This window comes from Burkholderia sp. HMSC10F09, from assembly GCF_001806955.1.
Classification (GTDB): domain Bacteria; phylum Pseudomonadota; class Gammaproteobacteria; order Burkholderiales; family Burkholderiaceae; genus Burkholderia; species Burkholderia multivorans.
Window position 1 is genome coordinate 1 of the sequence record NZ_KV786761.1, and the last position, 9,448, is coordinate 9,448.

Genomic DNA, 9,448 nt, shown 5'->3' on the forward strand with positions numbered 1-9,448 from the left:
GCGCCGGCCGGCTCGACGTGCGCGGTCCGCGAACGGTCACGCGCGGTCGTCGCGCACGCCACCGCTGCGCCGCTGCGCGCGCAGTTGCATGAGGAAATAGAGTGCGACGCCTGCCGCCGCGAAACCCGACGCCGCGCCGACGCCGAGCGCCCAGCGCGGGCCGAGGTGATTCGCCACCCAGCCGGCGACCGGCGCGCCGATCGGCGTGCCGCCGAACGCGACGGCCAGCCGCAGCGCCATCACGCGCCCGCGCATCGCGGGCTCGGTCGACAGTTGCATCAGCGCGTTCGTCGAGTTCGTGAAGGTCATCGCCGCGATCCCGGTCAGCACGAGCGCCGCCGCGAACAGCCAGTAGCCGGGCGCGAGCGCCGCGAGCGTGCAGCCGACGCCGAACAGCGCGGCGCCCGCCCACAAGTGCCGGAACCGCGGCCGGTCGCGGCGCGCGGCCAGCAGCGCGCCGGAAATCGTGCCGACCGCCATCATCGACGACAGAATCCCGTACCCGCGCGCATCGACGTGAAACACGCCGGCCGCCATTGTCGAGATGAACAGCGGGAAATTGAGGCCGAACGTCCCGATCAGGAACAGCATCACGAGCGTCGCCTTCAGGTCCGCGCGCGCCCATACGTAGCGAAAGCCTTCAAGCAGGCTGCCGCGCGAATGCACGGCGCGCGCGCTCTCGCGCAGTTCGCCGGTACGCAGCAGCGATAGCGACGCAAGCACCGCGACGAAGCTGATCCCGTTCGTCAGGAATGCCCAGCCGGTGCCGACCCACGCGATGATGAAGCCCGCCGCGGCCGGCCCGATCATCCTCGCCGCGTTGAACGACGTCGAATTCAGCGCGACCGCGTTCGCGAGCTCGCGGTCGCCGACCAGTTCGGCGACGAAGGTCTGCCGCACCGGCGCATCGAAGGCCGACGTGCAGCCGAACAGGAACGCGAACAGATAGACGTGCCACAGCCGCACGACGCCCGTCACGGTCAGCACGCCGAGCGCCAGCGCGAGCGCGCCCATCAGCGCCTGCGTCGTCATCAGCAGCCGGCGCTGGTTGAAGCGGTCGGCCGCGTAGCCCGTCCATGGCAGCATCAGCAGTTGCGGCCCGAACTGCAGCGACATCACGATCCCGACCGCGGACGCATCGTGATGCGTCAGCTGCGTGAGCACGAGCCAGTCCTGTGCCGTGCGCTGAATCCACGTGCCGACGTTCGACACCAGCGCGCCGGCCGCCCATACGCGGTAGTTGAAACTGCGCAGCGACCGGAACACGCCCGTCGACGGCACGCTCATGACCGCTCCCGCCGCAGGCGGCGACGCGGCCTGCGGCGGCCGATCGTCGATGTTTCCTGGTGCCCCTGGTGCCCGAACCGTTCGTTCATCGTTGCCTCCCGCGGCACGCGCCGGCGCCGCTCATCGCCGCCCGGACTCGCCGAACTCGGCGAGCCGCTGCAGCAGCCTCACGGCCGATGCGAGCTCGGCGCGTTCCTGCCCGGACAGCTGCGCCTGCAGCGCGCGCAACAGCCAGTCGTCCTTGGCTGCGCGGTTCGCCTGCAGCGTCCGGCGGAACGCCGGCGTCAGCGCAATCAGCGTCTGCCGGCCGTCGGCCGGATCGGGTGCGCCGCTGACTGCGCCGATCGCTTCGAGCGCGGCGACCGTTACGCGCATCGACTGCGGCCGCACGCTCTCCGCGCGCGCGAGCGCCGACACCGTCGCGGGGCCGTCGCGATCGAGCCGCAGCAGTACCGATTTCTGCGACGAAGTCAGGTCGTTCGCGTGGGTCTGTTCCCGCATCCGCCGCATCAGCTTGCCGACCGAGATGCGGAGTTCGCCGGCGAGCGCGGCCGGATCGGGCGTGTCAGGGGTGTCGGGAGGGAAGGCGCGCGGGTTCATTGGCGTACGCTAGCACACCGGCAGTGAAACTGTACAGTTTATCTGTATATATCCGCACGCCGGCCGCAGGCACGCGACGATCCTCGGCCCGCGCATCGCGCTCTGCGATAATGCCGGCTCTTCGTTCCCATGCCGTCCCGCACCATGACGCAGCCTCGCGCCCCGCTCCCGACCGACCTTCCGCCGATCTCGTGCCTGCCCGACGACGCGCTTCCGTGGCTGCCGATGAGCGACGCGCTGCCCGGCCTCGCGATCAAGTATCTGCATATCGATGCGGCGCAGGACACGTTGACGGCACTGCTGAAGATGCCGGCCGGCCGCGCGCTGCCGCGCCACCGTCATGACGGCCAGGTGTTCGTCTATACGCTGCGCGGCGCATGGCGGTACCGCGAATACGACTGGGTCGCGCAGGCGGGCTCGACGGTGCTCGAGCCGGCCGGGTCCGTGCATACGCCCGAAACGCTCGGCGCGCCGGGCGACGACGTGATCACGTTCAACGTGATGCGCGGCGATCTGGTGCTGCTCGACGACGACGGCCGCGAAACGGCGCGCGAGAATTGCCGCGTCGCGCTGCTGCGCCAGCGCCGGCATGCGCGCAGCGCGCCCGACGCCGCGGCGCCGTTCGTCACGAAATAGTCATGCGATAGTCGCGCGATGGTCCGCGGCGCACGCTATGCAGCACCCTCTCCGTCCGCCGCCAGGCCGGCGCGCGCGTCGCGACGCACGGCCTGCGGTGGCAGGCCGAAGCTGCGCACGAATGCGTCGCGCAGATGCCGACGGTCGCGAAACCCGTTCTCCTTCGCGATCACGTCGAGCGAATGCCGGCTGCGCTCGATCATCAGCCGCGCGGCCTCGAGCCGCAGCCGCTCGATCGCCTTGGCCGGCGACTGGCCGGTTTCGAGCGTGAACACGCGGCTGAACTGACGCGGGCTCAGATGGACGGCATCGGCCAGTTCCTCGACGGTCAGCGCGCGCTTCAGGTTCTGCCGCGCATAGTTCAGCGCATTCTGGATGCGGTCCGATTTCGGCGCGAGCGTCAGCAGTTCGGAGTGTTGCGACTGGCCGCCCGCACGCCGCTGCTGCATCACGAGCTTGTGCGCGGTCGAGCGCGCGGCTTCCGCGCCGAGATCCTTTTCGACCATCGCGAGCGCGAGATCGAGCCCGGCCGTCATGCCGGCCGACGTCCACACGGGGCCGTCGACGATGAAGATGCGGTCGTCCTCGACGCGCACGTCCGGGAAGCGCTCACGCAATGCGCGCCCGTACGCCCAGTGCGTGGTCGCACGGCGCTGCGCGAGCAGCCCCGCCTCCGCGAGCACGAACGCGCCCGTGCAGATGCCGGCGATCCGTCGCGCGCGCGCGTTCGGACGCCGCAAAAACGCGACGACGCCGTCCGGCGGCGGCGACGCGAGCGGATCGTTGACGCCGGCGACGATCCACGTATCGATGCGCAGCCGATGGTTCAACGGCCGCGTCGCGATCGCGAGCCCGAGCGACGAGCGCACGTCGCCGCCATCGACCGAGTAGAGATCGACCGCATAGAACGGCTCGCCGATGCCGAGATTCGCGTACTCGAACACCGACTGCGCGGCCAGCGCCATGATCTGAAACCCGTCGCTGATCAGAAAGCCGATCCGGTGCATGCCCGTTGCTCCCGCGCCGTGCGCCGCGCGTCGCGTGCGCGGCGGACCGTCCGTCGGCGCGATGTCCTGAATCATACCCATCTACGTCATTTGTGTCGCACGCGTTCGGCGCCAGAATGCCTCCACCCCACCCTTACTCGAACGGAGCGACACCATGAGTCAAGTTCATCGCGGTACCGCCGTCGTCACCGGCGCATCGTCCGGCATCGGCGCGATCTATGCGGACCGGCTCGCGCGCCGCGGCTACGATCTGATCCTCGTCGCGCGCAGCCGCACGCGGCTCGACGCGCTCGCGCAGCGGATCACGAGCGACACGCGACGCGGCGTCGAAGTGATCGAGGCCGACCTGAACGACCGCGCCGCGCTCACCGTCGTCGAAGCGAAGCTGAAGCAGGATGCGAGCATCACGCTGCTCGTCAACAATGCGGGCATCGGCACGCATACGCCGCTGCTCGAGAGCGACGTCGACGCGATGACGCGGATGATCGACCTGAACGTCACCGCGCTCACGCGCCTCACGTACGCGGCAGTGCCGGGCTTCGTCGCGCGCGGGCATGGCGCGGTGATCAATATCGCGTCGATCGTCGCGCTGGCGCCGGAAACGCTGAACGGCGTGTACGGCGGCAGCAAGGCGTTCGTGCTCGCGTTCACGCAGTCGCTGCATCACGAACTCGCGGACAAGGGCGTGCAGGTGCAGGCCGTACTGCCCGGTGCGACCGCGACCGAGTTCTGGCAGACGGGCGGCCTGCCGATCGAACATCTGCCGAAGTCGATCGTGATGTCCGCGTCCGATATGGTCGACGCGGCGCTGGTCGGCTTCGAGCGCCGCGAACTCGTGACGATTCCGTCGCTGCACGCGGGCGAGCAATGGGACGCTTACGACGCGGCGCGCCGTGCGATGGCGCCGCACCTGTCGTCCGACACACCGGCGCCGCGCTACGCCGCCGCGCGCTGACGCCGCCCGCCGCCGCGCATCGGCGTCAAACGGCCGCCGAGCCGCGCGCGTCCGCGCTGCCCTGCGGCGCGGCGCGCACACCGATCAGCATCGCCACGGCGCAGGCGGCGAGCAACGCGGCGATTATCAGCATCGCCGGATCCATGCTGCCCGTCTTCGTGCGGATCACACCGACGATCCACGGCGTGATCATCCCGCTCGACACGCCGATGCTGCTGATCAGCGCGATCGCGCCCGCCGCGCCGGCGCCCGAGAAGTACGCGGACGGCACGGCCCAGAACACCGGATGCGCGGCGAAGATCAGCATCGCGGCAATCGACAGCAGCGCCATCATCGCGACGAGGTTCGGCAGGTGCAGCGTCAGCAGCGCGAGCGCGACCGCGCCGCCGAGCGCGCAGGCGGCGAAATGCCGGCGCCGCTCGCGCCGCCGGTCCGAGCGTCGCGCGATCGCGATCAGGCCGGCCGCGCCGATCGCGTTCGGCACGATCGACAGCAGGCTGATCTGCACGACGTCGCGGATGCCGAATTCGCGGATCATCAGCGGCATCCAGAACAGCAGCATCAGCAGTGCGGTCGTCAGCGAGAAGTAGATGAACGCGAACAGATACGTGCGCGGCTCCGCGAGGACCTGTCGCAGCGAACGCGCGCCGCCGGCCGGCGCGGCCGCGCGGTCGGCGGCGAGATCGGCGGCGAGCCGCTGCCGGTCGTCGGCGGACAGCCAGCGCGCGTGCTCGGGCCGGTCGCACAACCAGAACCACGCGATCACGCCGAGCACGACCGCGGGCGCGCCCTCGATCGCGAACATCCATTGCCAGCCGTGCAAGCCGAGCACACCCGACATCCCACGCATGATCCAGCCCGACAACAGCCCGCCGATCATGCCGGCCACGGCGACGCCCGCATAGAACACGGACAGCACCGACGCGCGTCGCCGCGCCGGATACCAGTACGTCAGATAGAACACGACGCCGGGAAAGAAGCCGGCCTCGAACACGCCGAGCAGGAAACGCAACACATAGAAGTGCTTCGCGCTGTCGACCGCGATCATCGCGACCGATACGCTGCCCCACAGAAACATGATCCGCGCGAACGTGCGCCGCGCCCCGAAGCGGCGCAGCAGCGCGTTGCTCGGCACTTCGAACAGCACGTAGCCGACGAAGAACAGCACCGCGCCGAGGCTGTACATCGCATCGGTCAGCCCGAGATCCTCACGCATCTGCAACTGCGCGAAACCGATGTTGCTGCGATCGAGGATCGACACGATGTAGCAGACGAACAGGAACGGCACGATACGCGTGCCGATGCGGCGGTACAGCGCATCGTCGGCGGCAGCGCCGGGCGCGACGGTGCGCGCGGCGTCCGCTTGAAGGGGCGATGACATCGTGTGTCTCCTCGACGAACGGATGAACGGATGAACGGACAGACGGGCGCGAACGCGAAGCGCCGGCCGCGGCGGCCCGTCGAGCCGCGGCCGGCGGAGCTCACGCGCGCGGCGCCGGCTCGTCCTTGACGCCGAGCATCAGCGCGGCGCCGCTCAGCGCGAGCAGCGCGGCGAGCAGGTAGACGGCGAGATCCATGCTGCCCGTGCGCGTGCGGATCAGCCCGATCACCCACGGGCTGACGATGCCGCTCGTGATCCCGATGCTGCTGATCAGCGCGATGCCGGCCGCGGCCGCGTTGCCGGACAGATAGCGCGTGGGCACCGCCCAGAAGATCGGCAGCGCGGCGAAGATCAGCGTCGCCGCGACCGACAGGCACGCGAGCATCGCAACGAAGCTGTGCAGATGCAGCGTCAGCGCGGCCAGCGCGAGGCCGCCGCCGATCGTGCAGACCGCGAAGTGCCGGCGCCGCTCGCCGGTACGATCGGAGCGGCGCGCAATCAGAACCAGCCCGACCGCGCCGACCGCATTCGGCACGACGGTGTACAGGCTCACCGCGACGACGTCGGTCACGCCGAAGTCGCGAATCATCAGCGGCATCCAGAAGTTCAGCGTCAGCGATGCGCAGGTCAGCGAGAAATAGATGAACGCGAACAGATACACGCGCGGATTCGCGAGCGCGGCCGCGACGCTGCGCGCGCTGTGCCCGTGCGATGCGGCGCCGTGCGTGCTGCCGTCCGCGCACAGCGCGGCGACGCGCGCCTTTTCCTCGGCACTGAGCCAGGCCGCGTCCTGCGGCCGATCGACGAGACAGGCGAACGCGACGAACGCGAGCAGGATCGCCGGTGCGCCCTCGATCGCGAACATCCACTGCCAGCCGTGCAGCCCGAGCACGCCGCTCATGTCGCGCATGATCCAGCCGGACACGAGGCCGCCGAGCACGCCGGCGACCGCGACGCCCGCGAAGAACACCGAGATCGCGGCCGCGCGGCGGTTCGCGGGAAACCAGTAGGTCAGGTACAGCACGATGCCGGGAAAGAACCCGGCTTCGAACACGCCGAGCAGGAAGCGCAGCACGTAGAAGTGCGACGGCTGCGACACGAACATCATGCCCGTCGACGCGAGGCCCCACAGCAGCATGATCCGCGTGAACGTGCGGCGCGCGCCGAAGCGCGCGAGCAGCATGTTGCTCGGCACCTCGCAGCAGACGTAGCCGATGTAGAACACGGCCGCGCCGAGGCCGTACATCGCATCGCTGAAGCCGAGGTCGTGCTTCATCTGCAGCTGCGCGAAGCCGATGTTGATGCGGTCGAGGAACGATACGACGTAGCAGAGGAACAGGAACGGCACGATCCGCGATGCGATCTTGCGGAACAGCTGCGCGTCGGCGGACGCGGAAGCCGGCGCGCTCGCGTGCGCGAGCGTCGCTTCGGCGGGAAGCGATCGGGACATTGTCTCTCTCCAAACTCTTCGAACGGACTGCGCGTTTCGCGCGCAGCGCTCTCCCGAGGGCGTTCGTGCGCCCTGCTTTCTATGAGAGCGGGTCAGGCCGTGCGGACCGCCGCGCTGCGCGGCGGCCGGACGGCATCGCGGCAAGGCGGCGGCGCGGCGCGCCGCCGGAGGCCGCTCAGTCCTGCAGCGCGGCCCACATTTCCTTGTCGCGCTCCGCGGTCCAGATGCGCGGATGCGTGATGCCGCTCGCTTCGTCGAAGGCGCGCGACACGTCGAACGGCAGGCAGTGCTCGTAGATGAACACGTGGCCGAACTTCGGATCCATCGCTTCGCGCGTGAGCGCCATCGCGGCCTTCAGATCGAGCTTGCGCTCGACCGCCTTGCGGCCCTGCGCGAGCAGCGTGGTCACGAAGTCCTTCGTGTAGTCGAGGCCGCGGTTCACTTCGGCCGGATTCAGCAGCGCGGGGCCGCGGCCCGGCACGAGCTTCTCGGCGCCGAGCGCGCGCAGCGCCTCGAGCGTGGCCGGCCACTGCTCGAGCTGCGCGTCGCCGCAGTAGCACGCGGCGTCGTATTCGACGAGGTCGCCCGAGAACAGCACCTTCTGCGACGGCAGCCAGACGATCGTGTCGCCCTTCGTATGGCCCGAGCCGACGTGCATGATCTTCACCTCGAGCTTGCCGAGGAACAGCGTGATCTCGCGCTCGAACACGAGCGTCGGCCAGGTCAGCCCCGGCACCGTCTCGACGCCCGCGAACAGGCGCGGAAAGCGCTCGATCTCCGACTTCATGTCGGCCTCGCCGCGCTCGACGATCATCTCGTACGTGCCGCGGCTCGCGATCACGTGCTGCGCGCCTTCCGCGAAGTACGCCGACGCGCCGAGCACGCGCACCGCGTGATAGTGCGACAGCACGACGTGCTTGATCGGCTTGTCGGTCACGCTGCGGATCTTCGCGATCAGATCCTGCGCCATCGCGGGCGTCGCGGTCGTATCGACGATCAGCACGCTGTCGTCGCCGATGATCACGCCCGAGTTCGGGTCGCCTTCGGCGGTGTACGCGTACGCGTTCTCGGACAGCTGCGTCCAGGTGATCTTCTTCTCTTCGAGATCGGCTTGGGAGGCGAATGCTTTGGCCATGTTGCGTTCCGTGGCTGCGAGCCATGTGTTGAGGGGAATGGGCCGATCATCGTCTTGCAACGATTATTTGTCAATGACAAAGTCGCTTGCTATTGTCTAATACGGGTAAACCTGTGGACCGACGCTGCAAATGGCGTCGGATACCATGCGGGGTTTCGTTTACGGAAGATCAACGCGTGCAGAACCACGAAGTCAGCGCCGACGACGCGCCGAAGGCGCAGCGCGGCATCCAGAGCGTCGAGGTCGGCGGCCGGCTGCTCGATGCGCTCGCGCGCCGGCGCAAGCCGCTCGGCCTGTCGGAGCTCGCGGCCGCGGCCGATCTGTCCACTGCGCAGGCGCATACGTATCTAGTCAGTCTGACGCGGCTCGCGCTCGTGAAGCGCGACGCGATCACCGGCAACTACGAGCCGGGGCCGCTCTCGCTGCGGCTCGGGCTCATGTCGATCGAGCGTCAGCCCGCGTATCGCGCGACGCTGCCGCACGCGGCACGGCTCGCGGAAACGGTCGGGCTCAGCGTCGCGCTGTCGGTGCCGGGTGCGCTCGGCCCGACGATCGTGCGGATCGAGCACGGCGGCTATCCGCTGCATGTGAACCTGCATGTCGGGTCGGTAATGTCGCTCGACACGACGGCGACGGGCCGCGTATTCCGCGCGTTCGGCGATCCCGCGCAACTCGCGGCAATGGCCGCCAGCCAGGCCGGCGCCGGCGATGCGCTCGCCGGTTTCGAGCGCACGCCGCAGCCGGCGCCGGACGCCGGCGCGCGGCAGGCCGAACTCGACGCGATCCGTGCGCGCGGCATCGAGCGCAGTGTCGATTTGCCGAGCCCGGGCGTCAGCGCGATGTGCGTGCCCGTGTTCGACGCGGACGGACGCCTGCAGCTCGCGCTCACCGTCATCGGTTCGTCGGAATCGATCGACGTCGGCTGGGACGGCCCGGTCGCGGCCGCGCTGCGCGACGCGGCGCGGCGGGCCACCGCGTCGCTGGGCGCCGCACCGGA

The 9,448-nt window shown here is 69.6% G+C and carries 9 protein-coding genes; 3 read left to right on the plus strand and 6 right to left on the minus strand.

The annotated features are described in order from the left end of the window. Nucleotides 1-36: 36 nt before the first annotated feature. Together HMPREF3115_RS17205 and HMPREF3115_RS17210 are read right to left on the minus strand one after the other, a co-directional pair. Entirely contained in the window at nucleotides 37-1,287 is a 1,251-nt protein-coding gene (locus tag HMPREF3115_RS17205) for an MFS transporter (RefSeq protein ID WP_006411212.1), read from the minus strand. Nucleotides 1,288-1,407: 120 nt separating this feature from the next. Further along, complete coding sequence (locus HMPREF3115_RS17210; RefSeq protein ID WP_006403612.1) at nucleotides 1,408-1,887, minus strand: MarR family winged helix-turn-helix transcriptional regulator; 480 nt, start codon at nucleotides 1,885-1,887, stop codon at nucleotides 1,408-1,410. A gap of 144 nt (nucleotides 1,888-2,031) precedes the next feature. Here HMPREF3115_RS17210 and HMPREF3115_RS17215 point away from each other — a divergent pair, with 144 nt between their 5' ends. Next, a complete protein-coding gene (locus tag HMPREF3115_RS17215; protein WP_070555320.1) occupies nucleotides 2,032-2,523 on the plus strand; it encodes a 2,4'-dihydroxyacetophenone dioxygenase family protein in 492 nt (163 codons plus the stop codon). A 35-nt stretch (nucleotides 2,524-2,558) separates the two neighbouring features. Here HMPREF3115_RS17215 and HMPREF3115_RS17220 read toward each other — a convergent pair whose 3' ends face one another. Further along, nucleotides 2,559-3,530, minus strand: a complete 972-nt coding sequence (locus HMPREF3115_RS17220; protein WP_035488135.1) for a GlxA family transcriptional regulator — start codon at nucleotides 3,528-3,530, stop codon at nucleotides 2,559-2,561. 154 nt (nucleotides 3,531-3,684) lie between these two features. On the opposite strand from HMPREF3115_RS17220, the gene HMPREF3115_RS17225 reads away from it, so the two are divergent. Next, complete coding sequence (locus HMPREF3115_RS17225) at nucleotides 3,685-4,485, plus strand: SDR family NAD(P)-dependent oxidoreductase (protein ID WP_070555323.1); 801 nt, start codon at nucleotides 3,685-3,687, stop codon at nucleotides 4,483-4,485. Between the two features lie 25 nt (nucleotides 4,486-4,510). Here HMPREF3115_RS17225 and HMPREF3115_RS17230 read toward each other — a convergent pair whose 3' ends face one another. From HMPREF3115_RS17230 to HMPREF3115_RS17240, 3 genes are all read right to left on the minus strand, one after another. Then, nucleotides 4,511-5,866: an MFS transporter gene (locus HMPREF3115_RS17230; RefSeq protein ID WP_070555326.1), complete on the minus strand. Its 1,356-nt coding sequence runs from the start codon at nucleotides 5,864-5,866 to the stop codon at nucleotides 4,511-4,513. A 100-nt stretch (nucleotides 5,867-5,966) separates the two neighbouring features. Continuing rightward, complete coding sequence (locus HMPREF3115_RS17235) at nucleotides 5,967-7,316, minus strand: MFS transporter (protein WP_070555329.1); 1,350 nt, start codon at nucleotides 7,314-7,316, stop codon at nucleotides 5,967-5,969. 175 nt (nucleotides 7,317-7,491) lie between these two features. Further along, nucleotides 7,492-8,451, minus strand: a complete 960-nt coding sequence (locus HMPREF3115_RS17240; RefSeq protein ID WP_006403618.1) for an MBL fold metallo-hydrolase — start codon at nucleotides 8,449-8,451, stop codon at nucleotides 7,492-7,494. A gap of 176 nt (nucleotides 8,452-8,627) precedes the next feature. Between HMPREF3115_RS17240 and HMPREF3115_RS17245 the strand changes: the two genes are divergently transcribed. Continuing rightward, the coding region (locus HMPREF3115_RS17245) for an IclR family transcriptional regulator (protein ID WP_141751689.1) at nucleotides 8,628-9,448 on the plus strand (821 nt) is incomplete at its 3' end.

Coding starts and splice junctions, on each gene's coding strand:
- HMPREF3115_RS17235 (WP_070555329.1), bottom strand. CDS start 7,316: ATGTCCCGATCGCTTCCCGCCGAAGCGACGCTCGCGCACGCGAGCGCG.
- HMPREF3115_RS17205 (WP_006411212.1), bottom strand. CDS start 1,287: ATGAGCGTGCCGTCGACGGGCGTGTTCCGGTCGCTGCGCAGTTTCAAC.
- HMPREF3115_RS17230 (WP_070555326.1), bottom strand. CDS start 5,866: ATGTCATCGCCCCTTCAAGCGGACGCCGCGCGCACCGTCGCGCCCGGC.
- HMPREF3115_RS17220 (WP_035488135.1), bottom strand. CDS start 3,530: ATGCACCGGATCGGCTTTCTGATCAGCGACGGGTTTCAGATCATGGCG.
- HMPREF3115_RS17215 (WP_070555320.1), top strand. CDS start 2,032: ATGACGCAGCCTCGCGCCCCGCTCCCGACCGACCTTCCGCCGATCTCG.
- HMPREF3115_RS17225 (WP_070555323.1), top strand. CDS start 3,685: ATGAGTCAAGTTCATCGCGGTACCGCCGTCGTCACCGGCGCATCGTCC.
- HMPREF3115_RS17240 (WP_006403618.1), bottom strand. CDS start 8,451: ATGGCCAAAGCATTCGCCTCCCAAGCCGATCTCGAAGAGAAGAAGATC.
- HMPREF3115_RS17210 (WP_006403612.1), bottom strand. CDS start 1,887: ATGAACCCGCGCGCCTTCCCTCCCGACACCCCTGACACGCCCGATCCG.